The organism is Bacillus sp. 5mfcol3.1 (assembly GCF_900114335.1).
GTDB classification, from domain to species: domain Bacteria; phylum Bacillota; class Bacilli; order Bacillales; family Bacillaceae_G; genus Bacillus_A; species Bacillus_A thuringiensis_S.
In genome coordinates this window covers 59,531-82,745 of sequence record NZ_FOST01000002.1, presented here as the reverse complement: position 1 = coordinate 82,745, position 23,215 = coordinate 59,531, and the positions used below count along the sequence as shown (strand labels likewise).

Genomic DNA, 23,215 nt, shown 5'->3' with positions numbered 1-23,215 from the left:
TTCTTTCTACTTAAGGGGGATTCCATGTTAAAAAACATTCAAATTATAATCGCCACTATCGCTCTTTCTCTCGCCCTATTTAGCTTCTTTGCAAACTTCACTATTCTTTTACCTTACGTGTTTATCCTTTTAAGTATTATGTGTATCCTTTTTGGAATCGATGAAATAAAGAAGCAGCAAAAACGAAAGCATTTGTTTATTTTCTCTGTTCTGCCTTTGTTTTATATGTTGGAGTGTCTAGTATACTTTCATAAAAAAAGAACATGTTCGCTCTTAATAAAATAAAAAACTGCCCTTTCACAGGCAGTTTTTTATTTTATCCAAACACTTTCTCAAGTTCATCTTTATCTTGGCTTAACCAGAAGTTCATTAAGCGTTGTGCTCCTTCTAAGTCGTGAAGCTTCGCTTGACCACATTGTGTTTCATTTGCAGCTGGAATTTCTGTAATTTGAACCGCATCTTTTAATGTTAGTTCTAATAAATCAATGATTTCTCGTACTGTCGGTGTTCCGCTTACTACAAGATAATATCCTGTTTGGCAGCCCATCGGTGAAATATCGATAATATCAAAATGCGGATAACGATCAATATATTTACGTAAATTAAATGCTAATAAATGTTCTAACGTATGAATAACATCTGGTTTCATTGCTTGTTTATTCGGTTGGCAAAAACGAATATCAAATTTATTTACAATACCGTCACTACCTACATTGTGAACTCCGCAATGTCTTACATAAGGTGCCTTTACAATCGTATGATCTAATTCAAAGCTTTCTACTGATGGCATACAACATCTCTCCCGCTTTTAATTTAATTCCGTTATATCCAATATGATATAACGGAAATGCACATTAGTAAAGTATTATGTACCGTCGTGCTATAATACTTTAAGACTATGCTGAAAAGGAGACCATTATGAAACAGATTTTTATTGGGATTATACGCTTTTATCAAAAGTTCATTTCTCCGATGACACCACCAACTTGCCGCTTTTATCCGACTTGTTCTCATTACGGATTAGAGGCGTTTCAAAAACATGGTGCACTCAAAGGTTTTTGGCTTACTTGTAAGCGTATATTAAAATGTCACCCTTTCCACCCGGGAGGATTTGATCCTGTCCCAGATAAAAAGGATGACAAAGTAAATTCTTAATTGTCGTAACCATTCACAACTAAATCTAATTTTCCTGTATCAGGATCTATAACAAGACCGTGAACAGGCACTTCTTCTGGAAGTAATGGATGGTTGCGAAGTATCGATACGCTATGTTCTACACTTTCTTCTACACTAGAGAACCCTTGTAGGAATCTTTCTAAATCGATTCCAGAATAACGGAGTGTATCTAATTTCTCATTTGTTATACCCCGCTCTTTCATCTTCTCAATTGTACTGCTTGCTTGAATTTTTGCCATACCGCAATCGTGGTGACCAACTACACAAACTTCATCAGCACCAAGTTCATATACAGCAACTAAAATACTACGCATAATACTTCCGAATGGATGTGAGATAACAGCTCCTGCTACTTTAATAATTTTCACATCACCGTTACGCATATTCATTGCTTTTGGTAATAATTCAACAAGACGAGTATCCATACAAGAGATAATTACCATTTTTTTATTCGGGAATTTTCCCGTTTCATACTCTTCGTATCTTTTCTCTTCAACAAATTTTTCATTGTATTGTAAAATCTCTTCTAATGACTTCATAGTAAAAAACCCTCTTTTCTCTCATTTACATTACTTATATAGTGTACCAAAATATGAAAAACTCAAAAAGGATATCGCTTTATAGTAAAAATAAGATATTTTCAGATAATCGACATAATTCTTTCAAAATATACACACAGCTTTGTAACAAGTCTCACATACTTTAAACGTATTTTCACTATAAACTGATTGTAGATAATGTAAAAAAGGAGTGAATATTTATTATGTCCGACGTTCTGTTACTGAGTCGTTTTCAATTTGCAATTACTATTTTTTATCACTTTTTATTTGTACCTTTGACAATCGGACTTGTCATTTTAGTAGCATGTATGGAAACTCAATACGCCCGCACATTGAATCCAACATACCGTAAAATGGCAAATTTCTGGGGTAAATTATTTACAATTAACTTCGTAATGGGGATTATAACTGGGATTACGATGGAATTCCAATTTGGAACGAACTGGTCTGAGTACTCCAAATATATGGGAGATATTTTCGGATCACCTCTCGCAATCGAAGCACTCGTTGCCTTCTTCTTAGAATCTACTTTCATGGGAATATGGTTATTCGGTAAAGACAAAATTTCACCAAAGTTCCGTGCCTTCTGTATGTGGATGGTTGCACTTGGAACAAACATTTCCGCACTTTGGATTATTACAGCAAACGGATTTATGCAAAACCCTGTTGGCTACGTAGTACGTAATGGCCGCGCTGAATTAAATGATTTCTGGGCACTCGTTACAAATCCATATGCTTGGAATATGTTCTTCCATACTGTAGTTGGTTGTTATATCGTAGGTGCTTTCTTCGTTATGGCAATTAGTGCCTATCACTTATTACGTAAAAATGAAGTGGAATTCTTCAAAAAATCATTTAAGTTTGGTTTAATGTTAGGCTTATTCGCCGCAACAATTACACCGTTTATGGGACATCAATCTGGTGTATCAGCAGCTAAATATCAACCAGCAAAAGGAGCTGCGATGGAAGCAGTTTGGGAAACTGGAAAAGGACAAGGCTTCTCAATTGTTCAAATTCCTGATGTAAAAAATGAGAAAAACTTTGAATTCCTTACGATTCCAAAACTCGGAAGCTTCTTCTATACAAACTCATTTGATGGCGAAATTGTTGGTTTAAAAGATATTCCGAAAGATGAACGTCCAAATGTTAACCTCGTGTATTATAGCTTCCGCTTAATGGTTGCACTTGGTATGTTCTTTATGGCATTAACTTGGTATGGCTTCTATTTAAACCGAAAAGGAAAACTAGAAAACTCAAAACGTTATTTAAAAATTACAATATGGTCTGTCTTACTTCCTTATATCGCGATTAACGCAGGATGGATTGTCGCTGAAGTAGGTCGCCAACCTTGGACAGTATATAAACTAATGCGTACAGCAGAATCTGTATCACCTATATCTGTCCCGCAAATTTGGTTCTCATTAATTAGTTTAATTTTGTTCTACACTTTACTTTTAATCGCAGACGTCTACTTAATGCTGAAGTTCGCGAAAAAAGGACCTGCAGCATTAGAAGAACCTGCTACTGAGGGAGGTGTGGCCCATGTCTCATGATATGCTTGCAATCATCTGGTTTGGTTTATGGGGCGTGATTTGGACAGTTTACTTCATTCTTGACGGGTATGCACTTGGTAACGGAATGATCTTTCCTTTCGTTACGAAAGATCGACAAGAACGAAATCAATTACAAGAAGCAATTGGCCCATTCTGGGGCGGTAATGAAGTGTGGTTAATTACAGCTGGTGGCGCAACATTTGCTGCCTTCCCAGTCACATATGCAAATATGTTTAGTTATCTATATACACCGTTATTCTTAGTATTACTTGCACTGTTTGCGCGTGCCGCTGGACTGGAATTCATGCATAAAGATGATTCACCGATTTGGCAAAAAACTTGTAAATGGGCATTTGCAATTGGCAGTTTTTTAATTGCTTTCCTATTCGGTGTTACGTTCGCTAATCTTTATTACGGACTACAAATCGGAAAAAATGGTTATGAAGGAAATTTACTTAGCTTACTAAACCATTACGGTATTTTAGGAGGGTTGTTCTTCACTGCTATATTTGTCGTATCCGGTGCCCTTTGGGTCATGATTAAAACGACTGGTGAAGTATCCGACCGTGCTTATAAAATCGCAAGACCATTTTCAATGGCTGCAGCTATTATTTTAGCTATCTTCTATGTAGCAACTGCTAATCGGACAAACTTATTCCAAAACTTTACGGAATATCCAGTACTATTCATTCTTCCAGTACTTGCAATGCTAATGAGTGTACTCGCACTTATTATGGTGTACAAACATAAAATCGGCCTTGCATTCACATTCGTTTGTCTAACAATCGCAATGTTTATGACAACTGGCTTTGCAGGTATGTTCCCAAGAATGTTACCATCCCGTATTAACGATGCATACAGTACAACGTTATACAACGCAGCTGGTAGTCAATTAAACTTAAAAATTATGTTCTTCGTAGCAATGGTCATGGTACCAATCGTTATTGGATATCAGCTTTGGAGCTACAGTATTTTTAAAAATAAAATTCATAAAGACTCTGCTAAAGGATATCACTAAAATAAAAAAGACACTTCGTTTGAAGTGTCTTTTTTTGTACGTATGATTTTCGATAAGATGTTATATTTCTAATCTAACAACTACACTATAGAAGAATCATTAACAGCTCACAGCTAGATTGTATCATAGGGCAACTTCATCATTTTATGCAATTTTACATACTGTACTATAAAGTAAACTGTATCCCCTGATCATTCGCATCATTATCCCATACATCAGCTGTACTAATCCCGCTAAACGTTTGTACTTTCATTCCTGTATTTGAAGATCCCGATCCATTATAAGCCTTCGTCTTTTCAATCGGCTGTACGTTATATTTGTCACCTACATTAATTGTTCCATTGCAGTTTTCAATAATAACACCTTCCACAACTGCCGGCATTTTGTCACCCACTTTCATTTCTTTACTTTTATTTTATGAAAATCGCCTAGAAAAATAGCATGTTTCAATAAGAAAAAGCACTCAATTTGAGTGCTTTTTCTTTAAGCATAAAGACAAGTTTGGAGACAGTTGACTTCTTCAAAATTTTATTAGGGGTAATATTTTGAAAAAGAAAGCCTTTCATATGTAGGTTAACACCACTGGAATATATAGTAAATTGATAATATTTATACGGAAGATTGCTAATGTTTAGTATAGATAGTTTACACTATGCTAACAGTGAAAACTATCTATACTAATAAAAAAAAGGTGCCTTCAAAGAAGCCACCTTTCAAAAACAGACACTATAAAACAGAATTATTTATTGTTATACGATTGTTAGATACAAAAAGTAGAGGGAAATGTTTGTATGAAATTCTGCTTTATAAAGTCTGTCTACAACTTATATTGTAATCCTCTTCATTTGAAAAAAAATATAATATGCACAATTGCATACAAAAAGAAAAAGCACTCTACTGAGTGCCTTTTCAACCATTTTACTTTTAATATATCGCTTTGAATATATTGTAACATACGTATCTATATATTTTATTGAGAAAATTCAAAATCATTTTTTCTTTCATTTTTACTTATAAAATCATGTAATATAAAAGGTATGTCAAATTCTTATACAAATTGAGGTGTACTATATTTATGATGTATTTCGGAATTATTCCTCTTATACTATTTATTATTTTTCTTATTTCCTATTTAAAAGATCCGCGAAAAATAATAAACGGCTTTTTATTTAATGCCTTTATCTGTTCATTTCTATTATTTTGCGCTATAGCCTCATTTGAGTCTGGTAATAACGATTTACATTTTATCGTTATCATCCCCATGCTAGCACTACTTGTAATGATTCCTTTTGCTATAGTCGCTTTAATGTTTGGACTCTTTCTTAATGCAAAAATTTTAATGCAACGTGAAGGAAGACGCTTCACAAACTCTTTAACTTTAATTGCTGCTTTAGGGATTTTATTCTTTATAATGCTCCCTATCATAAATCCAGCAAATTTATTCTCAGAGCATTTTCAATTTATCTTTGCTGCTATCTCTCTTATAACTATGTATTTCTTTGTGCATTTATCTAACTTCTTAAGCGCATATTTTTTATACCAATTCAACAGACCAAGACGTAATCAAGATTTCATTATCGTTCTCGGTAGCGGCTTAATTAATGATAAAGTACCACCTTTACTTGCAAGCCGAATTAATAAAGCTATCGACTTTTATTGGAAACAAGCTGCTGTGAATACACCACCAACAATTATTTTCTCTGGCGGTCAAGGTCCAGATGAAGGACTTCCTGAGGCAGAAGCAATGCAAAATTACGCTGTTGAAAAAGGCATTCCGATTGAACATACAGTGCAAGAAAATCGCTCTGTAAACACATATCAAAACATGTTGTTCTCTAAAGAAATTATGGATTCTTTAAAGCCTGAAGGTAAATATAAAAGTATTTTTACCACAAATAATTTTCACCTTTTCCGCGCTGGTATATATGCAAGACAAGCTGGTCTTAACAGCCAAGGGATCGGATCAAAAACTGCATTTTATTATTGGCCTAACGCAATGATCCGTGAATATGTTGCGATTGTCGTAATGGGACGTAAGCGCCATATGAAAATATGTGGAACTATTTTAGGTTTCGCTTTATTCCTAACAGCCCTTAGTTTTATTGTTTCTTAATAGCTATTAAATAAAAGGTCCCCTGAATGCTTTATACAAGGGGGGCCTTTTTTATATCTTTCAGTTCATTAGATTTAAATAAGTAACATAACAGCATACAACACATTAATTATTCCAGAAACCAATCCAACAATAGCAAATGTTTTACTCGTACCTGTCACTTTTTTGTTTAAACCCAATATAGAAAATACGATAGCTACACTACCAATAAGCCCCCATAATTTTATAAACCAAGATATTAATCCAGTGATGAAACCAACTAAAGAAAAAACTTCTATACTACTATTAGAACTGCTATTTGGAAAACTTCCCTCTACCGTTTTATAGCTAAGACTCTCCCCGCACTGTCCGCAAAATTTATTGCCTTCTTTCGTTTCATTTCCACATTTCGTACAGTATCCCACAGAATCCCCTCCCTAAGGTTAGTGCCCCAAATGTATATATCCATACTATTCATTCTACTTTTTCATATTAAAATTATGACCACTCTCTAATCTTCTACTGTTGTATTTTAAATAATAATATGGTCATAATATTCCCTGCATACATCCATTAAAGGAGAAATTTTTCAAATTAAATGTTAAAATAAAATTTAGGTGTGAATTATGTAACAAACAAGAAACTAGTTTGAAACGAGGAAATTACATGGAGAAAATTATCAAAAACAAGCCCAATAAGCTAAAAATTGCTTCGAAAGCTTTGATGATTATTATTGGGGCATTTATCACAGCGTACGGATTAGAAGCAGTATTAATTCCAAATAACGTATCAGACGGTGGTGTGACTGGTTTAAGTATCGTTAGTTCAAGATTATTTGGATTGCCATTAGGAGCTCTAATCGCGGTTATTAACATTCCTTTCGTTTGGTTAGGATATAAGCAGATCGGTAAAAGCTTTGCAATTTATTCTATTATCGGGATTGCTTCATTAGCAGTAGGTACCGTTGTCATGCACGGAATACCAGCTATTATTGAAGGCGATACATTATTAGTTACAGTTGTTGGTGGTATTATCATCGGTTTTGGTATGGGACTAGCATTACGTAACGGTGGGGCATTAGATGGAATCGATATGCTTGCTGTATTGCTTTCTCGTAAGTTACCATTTGGAACGAGTGACCTTATTTTATTCTTAAACATGTTCGTATTTATTTTCGTATCAACGGTATTCGGTCTTCAAGGAGCTATCCTTTCGGCAATTGCTTACTTTATCGCTTCGAAAGTGATTCATATCGTTGAAGTTGGTTTAAGTGGTTCGAAAGCATTTAAAATCATCACAAAAGAGCCTGAATTGATGGTAGAAACCATTCGCGATCGTTTAGGCAGAAGTGCAACATATAACGAAGTATACGGTGGTTATTCAAGAGAGAAATTCAAAGAAATTTCTTGCGTAATTAACCGTTTAGAAGAAAGTAAAATGAAAGAACTTATTAATGAAATCGATCCTAATGCCTTTATTACCGTTTATGATGTAGCAGAAGTAAAAGGTGGTAATTTCAAGAAACGTGATATTCATTAATCATTATGAAAAAAGAGGGTGTGCTAACATTTTGGCACACCCTCTTTTTATTATTAAGTTGCTATCGTTGTCAGTTTTTGTCGGTAAGTCGATATATTTCAATAATCGCTGATATATTTTGAGTTGTGGTCGATATATTCTAATAATCGCTGATATATTTTTACTCTCCCCTCTTACGCCTAAATTGCACCACCCGAAAGGAATTAGTTCCTATAACAAGAAAAAAGACCAAAAAGCAACTTACACTTTTCGGTCTCTCTACTATCTTCTCTTCGTAATTTTCCCTGAACCACCGACCCTCGTTTTCGGAGGAGATGTATTTCTTGGCGGCGTTTTAATAGATGATTTCGGCTTCACATCTGATCCACTTGAACCACCTGGTGTTTTTGTAATTTTACCCTTGCTTCCAGTAGAAGGTGGGGGCGTCGTATTACTTCCTTTTTCAGTAATACTTCCCTTATCACCTACTGATGGTTTCGAATCTACATTATCGCCTCGCTTAATGATAGACCCTTTCCCTTCCTTCGTAATTGGAGGTGGGGTTTTCTTTTCTTCTTTCGTAGGTGGTCTCTCTGGAATAACTGGTTTATGATTTTGTCTGTCATTATATCCTCGATAATCACCATATGATGATTTTCGTGAACCGAATATATCGTTTAATATGCTACCCATAATATATCCTTGCAAGAAGGACGGTTGGTAGTTTTGACGGACAAATTCTTCATTACTTACTTCAATTAACGTATCAGATGGTTTCTCTTTATCCTTTTGAAGGTTATACATTTTATCCGAATAAACGAGAAACATTTGATTTTCGTCTTCTTTAGATGCTTGTTTCGGTTTCCTTTCGGCTATAAGTTCCTTCGCGACTTCAGGAACTGACCGATTGGCGGCCCTATACACGTAAGATTCTTGTTTACCTTCCTTTGCGACAGACTCAAGCGGATAACGGTCTTGAATCGACTTTGTCTGCCCGCCTTGACAACCTGATAAGGCATAACCAGCAACAACAAGTAATGTAACGATAGCAAGTATAGGGATCACAAACGATTTAATCATGGTAAACAATCGGTTTGACATGATTACGCCCCCTTACGTTGCTCTTATAATTTGTACATCAGCAGGAATGATTGCTTCTCCCTCATACATCATTGTACGACCATTTTGCCATTCAATACGCAATAATTTTCGATTATCTGATTGGAATTCCCAGACGTACTGTTCCTCTGAAGCTGAGAATGGTGTTTTCCCCATCACAACAACACGTCCGTTATATTGTTCTTCCATATGGTACTCTGTATCATCCATTTCAATTGTCGTCGGAATTTCCTCAATTGAATCTAAGCGACCATCAATTGGTGTATATAATTTGTAATACGTATTTTCACGATCTTCAATTTTTAAATAACGAATGTCTTTCCCGTCTTGCAGTGTTAAAACAATTTCCTTGCGAGAATGCATACTCGTTTTCCCAGTTAATTCGTACATGACTAATGAAACTTCAATCATATCACCAGGAGCTAACGTTAAAAGACTCTTTTCCGGCTTCGGTGGCTCTGGGCTTTTCATTATATTTTTAATTCGTTTAAATAAACTCATGATCTACCCCTCCTTTTCTCTTTATAAACAAGCACCTAAAATAAGTGCACCAACAATATGTAATGATCCGGCTAACATCGCATGTGCAACGCTACCTTCTTTCGTACCTTCTTCTAAATCAAGACCAGACATTTTCTTTAATACGAATTCGATAAACATTTCTACCACTAATAAAATAACGAAAGAAACTGCTGATGCAAGAAGTGCTTGCCATAAATCATTTGCTTTCGTTATCGATTGAGATAAAATGTACCCTTGTGCAAATAATTTCATAATAAAACGAGTTGTTACAGCTGTATTTCCATTTTTGATTTCTTTTAAATCATTGTATTTTGTAAAAATCGAATCAACCCACATAATTGCAAATAAAAGTACTGCACTCGCTCCAGTCCATACAAGCATGGCAACTACATTCATCCATGTCATTGCAAAACCTCCTCAAAAATATAATAGAAAACCGACATGAATTTGTTTAGACATGTCGGTTCATTTGTCTCTATTCTATATTATTTCTCATACTGCTTCATAATACGAGCTAATTCATCGTCAACAGCAGAATTTTTGTTTAAGCTTGCGAATTCATCATCTAATGACTTTTCTTTCTTATAAACTTCACCGCTTGCTTCCGCTTCAGCCTCTAATTGAAGAGCTTTCTCTTCCATACGGCTTAAACCAGCTTTTGCTGAATTTGAATCAAATCCAGACATCGCCTGATTAATATTCTTCTGTGCTTTCGCTGCATTTACACGTGCTACAAGTGTTTCACGTTTATTTTTCAGCTCATTTAATTGCTTGCGCATTTCTTCTAGCTTAAGGCGCAGATTATCAGCAGCAGCTTTGTTTTGCTCGTAGCTTGCTTTATACTCATTCATCTTTTGTTCTGCGTTTTGTTTTTCTTCAAGAGCACGACGCGCAAGATCTAAGTTATTAGCTTGAACAGCCATATGAGCTTGCTCTTCACGTTTTTTCACAAGTGCTTCTTGCTCTTCAAATAATATTTTGAATTTCTTCTCAAGCGCGATTTGAGCCGCTACACTTTTCTCTGCTTCTTGTACATCCGCTTGCATATCGCGTAAATATTGATCAGTCATCTTAACTGGATCTTCCGCTTTTTCAATTAACGAATACACATTTGACATTGTTAAATCTCTTAATCGTTTAAATACAGACATTTAAATTCCTCCTATGATATACCTCATATTTCAAATTCACTACTTGGAAAACTGAAAAATCTCCCTTTACAGTAAAGAATATTCATTTTACAGCCTATGTGTTTATTATAACAAAACTAATATGTCCTTACATGTTATTTCCAAAATACATCCATTATAATATGACATTCTATATACAATATTGTATTTCTAATATATTCTCATTATCCCTCTTTGAAATTAACTTACTTTTGCGCACTTTCACTAAATTACATAAGTGTAATGTTACTGTAAGCTAACTCGATAGTTACGTTTCCATATTTCTTATACACTAATACCAGAAGCAGCAAACAAGCTTCTCATCATTTCGGAACTAATACAAAAATGTATTTACTATAAAACATATCAAAGGAGAAATCATCATGAAAAAATTAGTAGGAATCGGATTAGCAGCAGCAATTTCATTTGGAGCATTATCAGGTTGTTCTTTATTAGGAGAGAAAGCGAACGGTTTTGTACTGTACGGCTCAGAAGAACAAGTTCAACAAATTACAGATAAAAACAAAAAAGAAGTGAAAGAAAAAGACTTCTATAAAATGAAAATGACAACATTAGATGGTAAAAAAGTTCTTGTAATGGATAAGAAAACTGGTGAAGAACTAGTGAAAAAAGAGTTACTTAGCAAAGTTGATGAAAAAGACAACACGAAACCACTTGATAAATTACCAGCTGTAACAACAGAACAAGGTGTATTATTCGCAAAAGAGAAAGTAGAAAATGCTACACTTGATGGAGCGAAATTAAAATATGAAGGCAACACAATTATCGGAAGTGGCCGTGCATATACAGATATGTATGCGATTGTTGATGACGCAACTTACAGCAATGTAAAAGGTGATGAAAAATCTGTAGGTGTATTAAAATTTGATAAAGACCCGAGTAAAGAATTCCCTGGTTACAAAGGCGTAGAAGCTTCTCAACTTGTAAAAATTAAAAAGTAAAACAAAAAAGCTTTGCGACATTCGCAAAGCTTTTTTCTATTTATTATGAGCAATTTGCTCCATATCCGGGCTACAAGTTTGCGACTGACATGACTTATTTAAAGAACATGCCGCGCATTTTCCTTTTTTACTTCTCTTTACAAAATTAACTAACGTATATGCTGCATAACCAAAAATGATAGCTCCAATTATAATATTGACCATCATCACAATACATCTCCTTCTAGAATCCGAGTAAGGATCCAACTTGGTATATAATGAGCGTTAATACATAAGCAACTACGAGTGGATAAACGACTGAAAAAATCGTCCATTTCGCTGATCCTGTTTCACGTTTAATAACAGCTACGGTCGCTAAACACGGAACATATAATAAAATAAAGAACATAAATGCATAAGCTGATAATGCTGTATAATGTGCTCCCATTACATTTCCAAGCACATCTTCTTTAACCGCATAAATAATTGCCATTGTAGAAACGACAACTTCTTTCGCTAAAAATCCTGTTAAAAGGGATGCCGCAGCTTGCCACGTTCCAAAGCCGAGCGGTGCAAATAATGGTGCGATAAATCCACCAATCATCGCTAAGTAGCTATCTCCCATATCAACGCCAAATCCTGATGGACCTGCATAGTTTAATAACCAAATAACAACCGAACCACCAAAGATGAATGTACCAGCTTTACGAACAAATCCCTTTCCTTTCTCCCACGTGCTCAGCCATAACGTTTTCGCTTGTGGCACACGATAAGGCGGTAGTTCAATTACGAAAATAGATTTTTCTGCTTTCAAAATCGTAAGAGACATAATTTTTGTAACGAGTAATGCCAGAACAATACCTGCGACATATAAAGAAAATACAACAGTCGCCTGACTATTAGGGAAGAATACGCCCGCAAATAATGCATATACAGGTAATCGTGCTGAACAAGACATAAACGGTGTTACTAAAATGGTAAGTAAACGTTCTTTCTCCTGTTCAATGGTTCTCGCTGCCATAATACCTGGAACGTTACATCCAAAACCAATAATCATCGGAATAAAAGCTTTACCGTTTAAGCCAAAGAACTCCATAATTCTATCCATAACAACTGCAATTCGCGCCATATATCCTGAGTCTTCTAATAATGAAATGAAAAAGAATAGTGCAAAGATTTGTGGTACGAATACTAATACAGCACCAACACCGGCAATAATACCTTCTGTAACGAGTGCTTGAATAAAATCAGAAGCTCCAATACTTGTAAGTCCAGCCGTCACCCAATCCGTAAGCTGACCACCAAAAAACTCATCTAACATATCCGATAAAGGTGTACCAATCCACGTAAACGTAACCTGAAAAATAAAAAACATAACTGCTAAAAAGATTGGAAGTCCTAAAATTTTATGTGTAATTAATCTATCAATTTTTTCTGAAAAAGGAATTTTCCCTTCTTTCTCATGCTTCATAACATTTGTTTTTAACTTTTCAATATACGCTTCACGAGTTTTGTAAATGTGCTCTTCTAACGTACAATCAAGTTTTCCTTCTAAGCGAGATCGAATGGCTATGAGTTCCTTATAAATTGGTAATGCTTTCATTTCTTTTTCTACTACTTCGTTATTGCTTAAAAATTGAAGTGCTAACCATCTCGGATGCTCATAATTCGCTGTCTCTAAAAGAGCAATTACTTCTCCAATTCCTTCATCCATTTGTACACCATATGAAATAAGGAATGGCTTTTTCTCCTTTTTGTCATTTTCTTTAAGAGTCGCAAGTAGTTCTTCACAACCTTTTCCACTTCTTGCAACGACAGGAACGACTGTTACACCTAATAGTTCTGATAATCGTTTTACATCAATGACAATCCCTCTTTGCTTCGCCACATCAACCATATTTAAACCAATTGAGACCGGCTTACCAAATTCAAGTAATTGCAACGTTAAATGCATATTTCTCTCAAACTGCGAGGAATCTACGATATTTAACATATGATTAAATTCTTCTGTTAATAGGAAGTTTGTTACAACACCTTCATCACGTGAAACTGGATTTAAATCATACACACCTGGTAAATCAATTAATGTTCCTTGTCTATCTTTTAATTTACCAACCTTTTTTTCTACTGTTACACCGCTCCAGTTTCCTACGTATTCATAAGAACCAGTAAGTGCATTAAATAATGATGTCTTCCCTGTATTCGGATTCCCTAGCAAAGCTACCTTATTCACGCTAATTCCACCTTTATCATTTTCGCGTCACAATGACGAATACTAATTAACTGTCCACGACACTCCAATGTACAAGGACCTTTGAACATCGCTTTCTGTTTCAAGCGAAGTTCGCTTCCTTCCGCAAGACCGAAAGCAGCTAGTCTACGCTTTAATAGCTGATCTAAAGACTGAATACTTTTTACTAACACTTTCTCTCCAATTTTAATATCTACTAAGCTCATAACCTTCCCCCTCAGAAGAGAATGATAATTATTTTCAAAAAAATTATACCACACCCAATTTCTCTTATACTATACCCTTTTGCTTCATATTTATTAACATTTCGCTACAATTCTATTTCAATTATTGTCATACAGCATTTGTTTGCCATTCTCATCCATTTCGCTTACAATAAACAATAGCAAATAAAGAATCTCGTTATCACTGGGGGAGCCATGCCGCTGAGAGGGAACACTTCGTTCCGACCCTTCGAACCTGTTAGTTAATGCTAACGCAGGGATTGTGCAAACGTCCGAAATACATACCTCATTTTTATTTACGTATTTCGTATCCTCCTATGATATCTATTCTTTTTTGTACAACTTGGATTTAGGGGGAGACAACATGCGTAACACCAATTTACAAGCGATGATCGAATCTGCTATTCTTGCAGCCTTCGCCTTGGTCATCGACATTTTACCACTTTCAATAAAAATATCAGCAACAGGCGGTTCCATTTCATTTGCTATGATTCCTATTTTTATTATCGCATACCGCTGGGGCTTCAAAATGGCTTTCTTAGGAGGCTTAATTTGGGGATTATTACAAATTGTCGTAGGCGATGCCATTATCGTCACACCAATTCAAGTATTAATTGAATACTTTGTTGCTTTCGCATTCATTGGATTTGCTGGTTTATTCTATCGTCCAATTCAAAAGGCGCTTTTAGCGTCAAATGAAAATAGCGAAGAACAATCAAATTTAGGTAGCCGTAAAGACAAACCTTCATCAAAACCAAACCAAGGAAAGAAAGTAATTGGATACATTATCGTCGCTACTTTTATCGGTAGTCTAGCTCGTTACTTCTGTCACTTTATCGCTGGTATCATTTTCTGGGGACAATATGCACCAAAAGGCCAATCGGCTTTCCTATATTCTTTAATATTTAACGGTAGTACAATGATTGGTTCCTATATTCTATGTACCGTTTTACTTATATTTTTATTTATCACTTCACCACGCTTATTCAAAAGCATCAGTGCTTATCAAATGAATACACAAAAAAAGGGCGCTTAATGAGCGCTCTTTTTTCATATCGTAATATTAATTAAAAATACAATAAATGCGCAAAAGAAAATAAATACCATTATACTTAGCCAATTGCTATGCACGGTTCATCGACTCCTTACATAACCTCATTTTCTAACCAGATTATATCGCTTAAAAATAAAGATTAGGTAAAGATAATATGAAAATAAATTAAAAAAAGCGTAGCATGCATTATCTACGCTTTTTTCGGTAAGTAAAAGTAAAATAATACACCGTCTTCTGTATTTTTCACTCCATATTCAGTATCATGTAGTTCTAAAATATTCTTTGAAATGGCAAGCCCAAGCCCCGTCCCACCTTGTGAACGCTGACGAGCTGTATCCACTCGATAAAAACGATCCCAAATTTTATCTAATTGTTCTTCTTCAATGTGAGTACCTTTATTTTCAATGCACACTTTTATACGATCCTTCTCATCTATTGTAGAAATAATAATATCTTCTTTATTTGGTGTATAACGTATGGCATTCGTAATGAAATTCACGATGACTTGTTCAATCCGACCTTGATTTGCAATCACTTCAAATGAACATATATTTTTATGAACACGAAGCTCTTTTTTCTCTATTTCCACAGATAGATGTTCACATATGTCTTCAATTACTGTATCAATATAAAACGAATCCTTTTTCATTTTATACGTACCAGATTCAAATTTAGCTAACTCAAGCATATCCAAAATTAACGTATCCATTTTGTCTACTTCTCTCTCCATCGCCTGAAAATAATAATCCTTTTTATGCTCAGCTACCCCGTCTTTTAAAATAGAAATACAGCTTTTCATAATACTTAGCGGTGTTTTTAATTCATGTGAAACACCAGAAATGAATTCTTTTCGCGTCTTTTCTAACTTTCTTTCCTTTTCAATATCTTCTTCTAACTGCCCAATATGCGAATGGAGTTTATTTGATAGCACATTAATATTTTTCGATAAATCTCCAATTTCATCTTTTGAAGTAATCGGTATTTTTTCTGTAAAATCTAATTGTGCTATTTTCTTCGTCGTATCATTTATTTTTAATAATGGTTTTGCAATTTGTTTTGAATAATAAAACGAAGCTAAAAAAATAAGAACGACTACAAATGCAATGATATAGATGTAATAATCTTGCACCATTTGTACAGCTTCATCTACGGGCTGTAAAGAAGCCATCGCATAAATATATGTTACTGATCCGTCTTTTTCTTTTATTGGTTTAATTAATAATTTATATTTTATATCATTCTTTTCATAATCCATTGTTTGTGTTGTATATCGTATTTTATTGCTTTCTTTTAATAATAAATCGGTTTGAAAACCCTTAATATTATCTAAAAATATGCTATTTTTATAAATTGGATTCACAGGACCGTTTACATCTGGTAACTGTACTTTTGTAACACGTCCTCCTATGTAAACGCCTAATTCCTGAGCAGCTTCTTCCTGAACAGCTGGTTTCTTTTCCTTAGCAAGTTGCTCCCCAGCCGCTCTCTTTTTCTCCTCATCTAATTTTATTTTCTCCTGAAATGCTTTTTCTAGCGGTTTATTAGATCCGCTTAAATTCTGCTTAGATAAAGAAAAAGAGAATGGAATAAAACTATCTTCTTTTCTCACTCCAGAAAAATAAATTTCTTGTCCTAAAAACTGCTCTGATAATTTATTATCAATTTCCTCTATATTGACGAGATTGCCTAAGGGAATTTTGAATATTTGTTGTCCAAAGCTCTTTTGTTGCCTACGATCTATCGTTACTTCAAAATAAAAATCATCTGCATGTTTTAAATTCCCGTTCTTATCTAATGTCGTAATCCACGTATTATTTTCTCTTAAAAATTCTTGCTCAAGTTTCTGAATTCCTTCTACGTTTCCTGTGTAGTTTAAATAATTCTTCTCAAAGGAATTTAAATTTACTTTAATATCTTCCACTTTTCGATTCGCATAATATTGTTTAAAAAATATCGTTTGTCCAATAAATATCGTCGCTAAAATCAACATACATAATGCTGTTGTAAGAGTAAATAATTTTAGTACAATTCCTTTTCTCATATATTCCCCTCAAATTTATAACCAGTTCGTACTACAGTTGTAATGTACTTTGCTTTCTCTCCTAATTTATTTCTTAAATTACGAATATGACTATTAACCGTTCGATCATCACCAGCAAATTCATATCCCCAAATTCTTGAAATAAGTTGCTCTCGCGTTAAAACGATTCCTTGATTTTTCATGAAATACGCTAATATTTCAAATTCTGTATGCGTTAAATTAATATCAGTTCGATTTACCGTAACAGTGCGCGACGGAAAATGAACGTGAATATCGTGGATTGATAATGTATCATCTTCATTCTCTAAAAGTTGCTTTGTCACTTTTCTGCTTTCTAACAACCTTTTCGCTCTTGCTAATAAAATTGGCGGACTATATGGCTTCGTCACATAGTCATTTGCCCCAAGTTCAAAACCAAGTAACGTATCGTCTTCATCTACGCGCGCCGTCAGCATAATAATAGGCACCTCGGACGTCTTTCGAATTCTTCGGCAAACAGACCATCCATCGAGTTCTGGCAACATAATATCTAAAATAACTAAATCAACCTCTTCTTCTTCAAATACAACTAAAGCCTCTTTCCCGTCCCTCGCTTCAAACACTACATATTGCTCACTTAAAAAATAATCTTTTAATATTTCACGTAATATGTCTTCATCTTCAACAATTAAAATGTTTTTTGACATAACTTATATCCCCCTCCCGCTTTCAGAAACTATAATTTCACTTCGAATAACTTCCAGTTAACTTCGCCTCGATAATATATCTATCTGGTGCATCCCCTATATAATTAAATGGGTAACAAGTTGTCAGTGTTAATATCGGTTCTTCTTTTTTTATAATAACAGTACGATCATCCGCATGAGTAATCCATGTCTTTTGAATTTCATATGTGTACGTTTTATTATCATACTCTAAAACAAGGGTATCCTTTTCTTTCAACTCTCCTAAATCTGTAAATACAGTATCTCGATGTCCACTCAGTACAGTATGTCCTCCTCCAGATGGAGTTGTCGTTAAATCACTAACAAACATACCAACTCCTTTTTTCAAAGTCGTATCATCCGCTCCCCAATATATAGAAAACTTCTTCTTTATTTTCGGTATGTTTAACATCGCTACCTTTTCACCTTCTTTATGTTCTGTTTTAGAAGATGGTATTTGAGAAGTTACAGGTGTTTCATGAGAAAGTTGAGTATCTTGTATATTTTTAAGGCTCTTTATTTCTTCTGCCGTTAATTGCCCGGCAGAGCTTTTTCCTTTATACCATTCCACAGCGTAATAGGATCCCATGAATAGCCCAATAGCCATCAATATGATACCGATATAATTGAGTAACTTCATTCTTCATTCCTCCATGCCAAAAATGGTAGGAGTAACCTACCATTTTTAATATATGAAATTATTCCATTCTTTATAGGAAAATATTTTATTTACACTTTAATCTTATTGCGACGATTCAAACCAAATAATGTACCTATCGCTACAAGACATGCACTTAATCCCATCATTGCTACATTATTTGATGCTGTATTTGGTAATTTTTCACCTTGTACAACTGGCTTTGCTACTTCATTCTTTTGCTCGGCTTTTATCGCTGCTTCTTTTTTGGCCATATCGTTTTTTAACTGTTCTTGCGCTATTTTCTTTTTCTCTTCTTCACTTTTTTTCTCAGCTTTTATTGCTTCCTCTTTTTTAGCCATATCATTTTTTTCTTGTACTTGTGCCGCTTGCTTTTTCTCTATTTCACTTTTTTGCTGTTCCTTAATTGCTTCTTCTTTTTTAGCTTTATCTTGTTGCACTTGCGCTTCTTCCTTTGTTACTGTTCCAGTATCCGCACTCGCTACTGAAGAATATCCTACTGTTAAAAGTGCCATTGCACAAATTGGTAATAGTCTCTTTTTCATTTTCATTCTCTCCTTATATTTTATTCACATCAACTCGCACCGGATGTATTACTAGAATAAGCAAGAGATATAAATATAAGATGCAGATGAAATATATTTCATTTAAAGATTTCATTGTAGAAAAAGAAAAAAACATCGCAATATGTACGATGTTTTTTTCGGGTGTGTGTCTCAATATTTACATGTTACTTTCGCGTGATTTGGAAGTAGAACGGGCCGGAGCGATAACTAATTGTCTCGGCTCAGTTTTCTTGAAGTGATTTTTGACGTTACACTTACGACGTTGAACAACCCACGCTTTAATAGGGTTTGTTAAAATAATCTTTTGCTCTTCGTTAGGGGCCTCTTCTTCAAACCTACAACTTTCGCTCCATTTATTCCATTTCATTGTAAATTTAGAAGAAGAATGATCATCTTCACGATCAAACAAGTGCAAAAAATCCATTTTTCCATCTAGCATTACGGTGTTACTAGTCGCTAAAAAAGAAAAGGTCGTCCAACGTTTCTCCATGCCCTCCTACTCCTTTTTCACATATAGAGTGCCTAAAACTTAATTTACCTAAAATATGCTTGCCTTTTACCTTACACCCATAGTTTATCCAAAATGCTATTATGCAACTATCGATTTGCCTTACAACTACCTTACATTTTTGTAAGAAACAAAAAACCTTCACTATATATAATGAAGGTTTCTTACTTTTTATCTATATGATCTCTCATATCATCAAGTCCAGCTTCTTTTAGCTGCGACATCATACCGTGCGAAATTGCTCCTAACACTAAAGTCATTCCAATTAATGAAATACGAATCGCAGGTACATCAATTACGTAAGCCAACAGGCCAAGAATAATTGTTAAAAGTAATGCTTTTATAAATGTTACACTTGTGTACTGTTTCTTCTTCATCATATTCACCCTTTATGGAAGCGTTTTCTTAATGTACTTAGTATATCATATCATCAGATGATTTTGTCGTTGTCTTTGTAAAAAATTACTATCTCCTTTGACTTTTTCTATTCTATCCTTTACAGTCGAAATGTTCGCAAGTTTTACACTGTAGGAGGATTACAATGAATATTAAAATAAAAGACACTTTAATTTCTGAAGAACAATTACAAGCAAAAGTGAAAGAATTAGCACTTCAAATCGAATGTGACTTTGAAGGAGAAGAAATCGTAGTTATCGCTGTATTAAAAGGTTCATTCGTATTTGCTGCTGATTTAATTCGTCACATTAAAAACGATGTAACAATTGACTTCATTTCTGCATCTAGTTACGGAAATCAAACAGAAACAACAGGAAAAGTGAAACTACTAAAAGATATCGACGTAAACATTACTGGAAAAAACGTAATTGTTGTAGAAGATATTATCGATTCTGGTTTAACACTTCATTTCTTAAAAGACCACTTCTTTATGCATAAACCAAAGGCACTTAAGTTCTGTACGCTACTTGATAAACCAGAACGCCGTAAAGTGGACTTAAAAGCTGAATATGTTGGCTTCCAAATTCCAGACGAATTTATCGTTGGCTACGGTATCGACTGTGCTGAGAAATATCGTAACTTACCATTTATCGCTTCAGTTGTAACGGAGTAATCGTATAACTTAAAAAATTGATAGTACATAAAATGTATATCGGCGATTTTTTAAATATATCGACTTACCGACAATAACTGACAATGTTAGCATCCAATTAATAGGGAGAAGCTGTTCTAAAATACATGGGAACAGCTCCTTTCTTTCCATTACAAACTACAGGGAGAGATGAAATATGACAAATACAAAATTTGAAAAAGTACTCCTCATCGTAAATCCGAAAGCTGGTCAAGGTGACTTACATACAAATTTAACAAAAATCGTACCACCTCTTGCCGCAGCTTTTCCTGATCTACATATCCTTCATACGAAAAAACAAGGTGATGCAACAAAATATTGCCAAGAGTTTGCTAGTAAAGTAGATTTAATTATCGTCTTTGGTGGTGATGGAACAGTATTTGAATGCACAAATGGCTTAGCACCTCTCGAAACTAGACCTACACTTGCAATCATTCCAGGTGGAACTTGCAATGACTTCTCTCGCACACTTGGTGTTCCGCAAAACATTGCAGAAGCAGCAAAACTTATCACAAAGGAACACGTAAAACCAGTTGACGTTGCAAAAGCAAATGAACAACATTTCTTAAACTTCTGGGGCATTGGTCTCGTATCTGAAGTATCAAACAATATCGATGCAGAAGAAAAAGCAAAGCTTGGTAAAATCGGTTACTATTTAAGCACAATTCGAACTGTAAAAAATGCTGAAACATTCCCAGTAAAAATTACTTATGACGGACAAGTATATGAAGACGAAGCTGTCCTTGTCATGGTTGGAAATGGTGAATATCTTGGTGGTATTCCATCCTTTATTCCGAACGTTAAATGTGATGACGGAACACTTGATATTTTCGTAGTCAAATCAACAGGTATTCAAGCATTTAAAGATTACATCGGAAAGAAACTATTCGAGGATTCAAATGAAAATGACATCTTCCACGTAAAAGCGAAATCCATTCATATTGAAACGAAAGAAGAAAAAGAAGTAGATACAGATGGAGAAAGTTCGCTTCATACACCTTGTCACATTGAATTATTAACAGGACACTTTACGATGATTTATAATCCTGCGGTTGTGTAAAGAAAAAAACGAGTGCTAGCACTCGTTTTTTTCTCTTCTAATCTAGCTATGTCGTTGAATCATTTCTTGTATTTCTTTAACTCTCTCTAAAGTAATTCCATTTCTTTGTTCGATTGCTAAAGGATGCTCGGTTGGCTCTAATTCAACATACGGTGCCATTCCAACTTCTCTTATATGTACATTTGTTTTTAAATTTAATGTTTCTGGATAAAATGGTATTTCTACAGATAACCAACCAAAATAAGGATCACTATTTTCTCGGCCTCTCTCATCCCACTTTTCTAATACTTCATCATAACTTTCTTTACTAAGTGATACCCAAACAGTCCATATGAAGTTTTCGTGGTAGTCAATGATAGGAATCTCTAAACATCCTCTAATAAAATAATGTTCATCATCCATTACACAAAGATCCGATGTTAAATGGAAGCGTCCCTCTCTTTCATGGGGCGCTACCTCGTAATAATAATATGGCGCTTCACTTCCGTAGCATAGAGGTAGTGCAAAACGATGCATTTGTACTTTTTCTCCGGATTTTCTTCTTCTTTTCATTTGTTATTCTTTCTCCTATCCTTTTCAGTCACAATCAAACTCTACCCAATTTCTCCAATGCGTATTAGCATTTTCATTCACAATAACACTTGGATCTTTCTTCTCTATTGCAGAGGCTACTGATTGGAAGAATTCATTTTCACTTACTTTTTCGTCTTCAACATGTTTCCATTCTTCCGTTTCATACGCTACTTCCCAGTCGCCTTCTAAACCGAACTCTTCTAAAATTTCTCCTTTATCCCACCACAATAATTTTTGAGCTTCCTCATTAGTAGCAAGCATACGCATAAAGTATGTTGGATAATGCTCTGTCGTTTGTACTTCTATTCCATTATTTATATAATCCTCTTCTGTAAATTCATATTCAAAACGATGCTCACGAATTTTTAGACTGCCGTTATAAATATTCGGCATAAATTCACCTTCATCATCAAACAACTCATAATTGCCATCATTTAATTGTAAGATGCAATCATCACCCATTGAATGAGTAATTCTATCTCCATATACTTGAATATCATTACATACACCTAATGAACCTACACCAACAAGTTGAAACACCATTAACCAATCCTTAGTATCGTTAAAGAAAAGAGAGAATTTCACTTGCGAAATATCCATATATTCATTATCAAATGCAGGAAATTCATAGTTACTTTGCTTTTTATCTAATAGTTTTAAAATATCTTTTTGCATATGTAGCATCTTCACCTCGATATAAACAAAAATATTTTTTTAATTTCACTAGAGTATAACATAACCATACTTAACTGTGACATTCTAATAACACTACTAAAAAATAGAAGAATGGCTTGTTTGCATACTCTAGTTCTTTTTATGTA

28 protein-coding genes, 1 pseudogene and 1 riboswitch are annotated in these 23,215 nt (G+C 34.5%); of the genes and pseudogenes, 10 read left to right on the top strand and 19 right to left on the bottom strand.

Translation table 11 applies throughout. The features are described from left to right. Window positions 1-24: 24 nt before the first annotated feature. Window positions 25-254 (top strand): annotated as a pseudogene (locus tag BM089_RS09550) (YczI family protein). A 62-nt stretch (window positions 255-316) separates the two neighbouring features. Here the strand turns inward: BM089_RS09550 and luxS are convergent. Beyond that, window positions 317-790: an S-ribosylhomocysteine lyase LuxS gene (luxS, locus tag BM089_RS09545; RefSeq protein ID WP_001141371.1), complete on the bottom strand. Its 474-nt coding sequence runs from the start codon at window positions 788-790 to the stop codon at window positions 317-319. A 128-nt stretch (window positions 791-918) separates the two neighbouring features. Here luxS and yidD point away from each other — a divergent pair, with 128 nt between their 5' ends. Next, entirely contained in the window at window positions 919-1,155 is a 237-nt protein-coding gene (gene yidD / locus BM089_RS09540; RefSeq protein ID WP_000809334.1) for a membrane protein insertion efficiency factor YidD, read from the top strand. Here the strand turns inward: yidD and BM089_RS09535 are convergent. Beyond that, entirely contained in the window at window positions 1,152-1,715 is a 564-nt protein-coding gene (locus BM089_RS09535) for a beta-class carbonic anhydrase (RefSeq protein WP_000838173.1), read from the bottom strand. The two genes, yidD and BM089_RS09535, sit on opposite strands and share 4 nt — an antisense overlap. 224 nt (window positions 1,716-1,939) lie before the next feature. Here BM089_RS09535 and cydA point away from each other — a divergent pair, with 224 nt between their 5' ends. Together cydA and cydB are read left to right on the top strand one after the other, a co-directional pair. Further along, the gene (gene cydA, locus BM089_RS09530; protein ID WP_001286188.1) at window positions 1,940-3,289 is read left to right on the top strand and encodes a cytochrome ubiquinol oxidase subunit I; all 1,350 of its coding nucleotides are present in this window, start codon (window positions 1,940-1,942) and stop codon (window positions 3,287-3,289) included. After that, window positions 3,279-4,307, top strand: a complete 1,029-nt coding sequence (gene cydB, locus BM089_RS09525) for a cytochrome d ubiquinol oxidase subunit II (protein ID WP_000017662.1) — start codon at window positions 3,279-3,281, stop codon at window positions 4,305-4,307. The genes cydA and cydB overlap by 11 nt, the downstream gene beginning before the upstream one ends. Before the next feature lie 166 nt (window positions 4,308-4,473). On the opposite strand, the gene BM089_RS09520 is transcribed toward cydB, so the two are convergent. Continuing rightward, window positions 4,474-4,707: a spore germination protein gene (locus tag BM089_RS09520; RefSeq protein WP_002001299.1), complete on the bottom strand. Its 234-nt coding sequence runs from the start codon at window positions 4,705-4,707 to the stop codon at window positions 4,474-4,476. Window positions 4,708-5,385: 678 nt separating this feature from the next. On the opposite strand from BM089_RS09520, the gene BM089_RS09515 reads away from it, so the two are divergent. Next, the gene (locus BM089_RS09515; protein WP_042969141.1) at window positions 5,386-6,420 is read left to right on the top strand and encodes a YdcF family protein; all 1,035 of its coding nucleotides are present in this window, start codon (window positions 5,386-5,388) and stop codon (window positions 6,418-6,420) included. Window positions 6,421-6,494: 74 nt separating this feature from the next. Here BM089_RS09515 and BM089_RS09510 read toward each other — a convergent pair whose 3' ends face one another. Continuing rightward, window positions 6,495-6,824 (bottom strand): zinc ribbon domain-containing protein, encoded by a 330-nt coding sequence (locus BM089_RS09510; RefSeq protein WP_090976815.1) that lies wholly within the window; start codon window positions 6,822-6,824, stop codon window positions 6,495-6,497. Window positions 6,825-7,065: 241 nt separating this feature from the next. On the opposite strand from BM089_RS09510, the gene BM089_RS09505 reads away from it, so the two are divergent. Continuing rightward, window positions 7,066-7,938, top strand: a complete 873-nt coding sequence (locus BM089_RS09505; protein WP_090976813.1) for a YitT family protein — start codon at window positions 7,066-7,068, stop codon at window positions 7,936-7,938. 261 nt (window positions 7,939-8,199) lie between these two features. Here BM089_RS09505 and BM089_RS09500 read toward each other — a convergent pair whose 3' ends face one another. From BM089_RS09500 to BM089_RS09485, 4 genes are all read right to left on the bottom strand, one after another. Then, window positions 8,200-9,018 (bottom strand): DUF4247 domain-containing protein, encoded by an 819-nt coding sequence (locus BM089_RS09500; RefSeq protein WP_065229475.1) that lies wholly within the window; start codon window positions 9,016-9,018, stop codon window positions 8,200-8,202. 12 nt (window positions 9,019-9,030) lie between these two features. After that, a complete protein-coding gene (locus tag BM089_RS09495; RefSeq protein WP_000051755.1) occupies window positions 9,031-9,537 on the bottom strand; it encodes a DUF4178 domain-containing protein in 507 nt (168 codons plus the stop codon). A 21-nt stretch (window positions 9,538-9,558) separates the two neighbouring features. Then, entirely contained in the window at window positions 9,559-9,963 is a 405-nt protein-coding gene (locus BM089_RS09490; RefSeq protein WP_000220087.1) for a DUF350 domain-containing protein, read from the bottom strand. Window positions 9,964-10,043: 80 nt separating this feature from the next. Further along, entirely contained in the window at window positions 10,044-10,709 is a 666-nt protein-coding gene (locus BM089_RS09485; RefSeq protein WP_000110280.1) for a PspA/IM30 family protein, read from the bottom strand. Window positions 10,710-11,110: 401 nt separating this feature from the next. Between BM089_RS09485 and BM089_RS09480 the strand changes: the two genes are divergently transcribed. Beyond that, a complete protein-coding gene (locus tag BM089_RS09480) occupies window positions 11,111-11,689 on the top strand; it encodes a lipoprotein BA_5634 family protein (RefSeq protein WP_048565089.1) in 579 nt (192 codons plus the stop codon). Between the two features lie 36 nt (window positions 11,690-11,725). On the opposite strand, the gene BM089_RS09475 is transcribed toward BM089_RS09480, so the two are convergent. The 3 genes from BM089_RS09475 to BM089_RS09465 are packed head-to-tail and all read right to left on the bottom strand — an operon-like array spanning window position 11,726 to window position 14,125. Next, window positions 11,726-11,896, bottom strand: a complete 171-nt coding sequence (locus tag BM089_RS09475) for a FeoB-associated Cys-rich membrane protein (RefSeq protein WP_000989598.1) — start codon at window positions 11,894-11,896, stop codon at window positions 11,726-11,728. Window positions 11,897-11,912: 16 nt separating this feature from the next. After that, on the bottom strand, window positions 11,913-13,901 hold the full coding sequence (gene feoB, locus BM089_RS09470) for a ferrous iron transport protein B (RefSeq protein ID WP_053563489.1): 1,989 nt from the start codon (window positions 13,899-13,901) through the stop codon (window positions 11,913-11,915). Further along, window positions 13,898-14,125, bottom strand: coding sequence for a FeoA family protein (locus BM089_RS09465; protein WP_000060512.1), 228 nt, complete (start codon window positions 14,123-14,125; stop codon window positions 13,898-13,900). Before BM089_RS09465 ends, feoB begins: the two co-directional genes overlap by 4 nt. A 194-nt stretch (window positions 14,126-14,319) precedes the next feature. Beyond that, a riboswitch (TPP riboswitch) is annotated at window positions 14,320-14,421 on the top strand. 86 nt (window positions 14,422-14,507) lie between these two features. Here BM089_RS09465 and BM089_RS09460 point away from each other — a divergent pair. Beyond that, the gene (locus tag BM089_RS09460) at window positions 14,508-15,179 is read left to right on the top strand and encodes an energy-coupled thiamine transporter ThiT (protein WP_001246567.1); all 672 of its coding nucleotides are present in this window, start codon (window positions 14,508-14,510) and stop codon (window positions 15,177-15,179) included. 208 nt (window positions 15,180-15,387) lie between these two features. On the opposite strand, the gene BM089_RS09455 is transcribed toward BM089_RS09460, so the two are convergent. The 6 genes from BM089_RS09455 to BM089_RS09430 form a co-directional block, all read right to left on the bottom strand. Next, a complete protein-coding gene (locus BM089_RS09455) occupies window positions 15,388-17,238 on the bottom strand; it encodes a sensor histidine kinase (RefSeq protein WP_090976811.1) in 1,851 nt (616 codons plus the stop codon). Further along, entirely contained in the window at window positions 17,235-17,924 is a 690-nt protein-coding gene (locus BM089_RS09450) for a response regulator transcription factor (RefSeq protein ID WP_000041862.1), read from the bottom strand. Before BM089_RS09450 ends, BM089_RS09455 begins: the two co-directional genes overlap by 4 nt. Before the next feature lie 37 nt (window positions 17,925-17,961). After that, complete coding sequence (locus BM089_RS09445; RefSeq protein ID WP_090976810.1) at window positions 17,962-18,582, bottom strand: class D sortase; 621 nt, start codon at window positions 18,580-18,582, stop codon at window positions 17,962-17,964. 89 nt (window positions 18,583-18,671) lie between these two features. After that, the gene (locus tag BM089_RS09440) at window positions 18,672-19,145 is read right to left on the bottom strand and encodes an LPXTG cell wall anchor domain-containing protein (RefSeq protein ID WP_090976808.1); all 474 of its coding nucleotides are present in this window, start codon (window positions 19,143-19,145) and stop codon (window positions 18,672-18,674) included. A 178-nt stretch (window positions 19,146-19,323) separates the two neighbouring features. Further along, window positions 19,324-19,656, bottom strand: coding sequence for a hypothetical protein (locus BM089_RS09435; protein ID WP_000415613.1), 333 nt, complete (start codon window positions 19,654-19,656; stop codon window positions 19,324-19,326). Window positions 19,657-19,838: 182 nt separating this feature from the next. After that, window positions 19,839-20,054: a hypothetical protein gene (locus BM089_RS09430; RefSeq protein ID WP_139213247.1), complete on the bottom strand. Its 216-nt coding sequence runs from the start codon at window positions 20,052-20,054 to the stop codon at window positions 19,839-19,841. Window positions 20,055-20,215: 161 nt separating this feature from the next. Between BM089_RS09430 and hpt the strand changes: the two genes are divergently transcribed. Beyond that, window positions 20,216-20,743, top strand: a complete 528-nt coding sequence (gene hpt / locus BM089_RS09425; protein ID WP_090976804.1) for a hypoxanthine phosphoribosyltransferase — start codon at window positions 20,216-20,218, stop codon at window positions 20,741-20,743. A gap of 175 nt (window positions 20,744-20,918) precedes the next feature. Then, window positions 20,919-21,821 carry a diacylglycerol/lipid kinase family protein gene (locus BM089_RS09420; RefSeq protein ID WP_090976802.1) on the top strand — a complete coding sequence of 301 codons (903 nt, stop codon included), beginning with the start codon at window positions 20,919-20,921 and terminating at the stop codon, window positions 21,819-21,821. 42 nt (window positions 21,822-21,863) lie between these two features. Here BM089_RS09420 and BM089_RS09415 read toward each other — a convergent pair whose 3' ends face one another. Together BM089_RS09415 and BM089_RS09410 are read right to left on the bottom strand one after the other, a co-directional pair. Further along, window positions 21,864-22,373, bottom strand: coding sequence for a DUF2199 domain-containing protein (locus BM089_RS09415; protein ID WP_090976800.1), 510 nt, complete (start codon window positions 22,371-22,373; stop codon window positions 21,864-21,866). Window positions 22,374-22,397: 24 nt separating this feature from the next. Further along, complete coding sequence (locus tag BM089_RS09410) at window positions 22,398-23,069, bottom strand: DUF7003 family protein (RefSeq protein ID WP_090976798.1); 672 nt, start codon at window positions 23,067-23,069, stop codon at window positions 22,398-22,400. Between the last annotated feature and the right edge of the window lie 146 nt (window positions 23,070-23,215).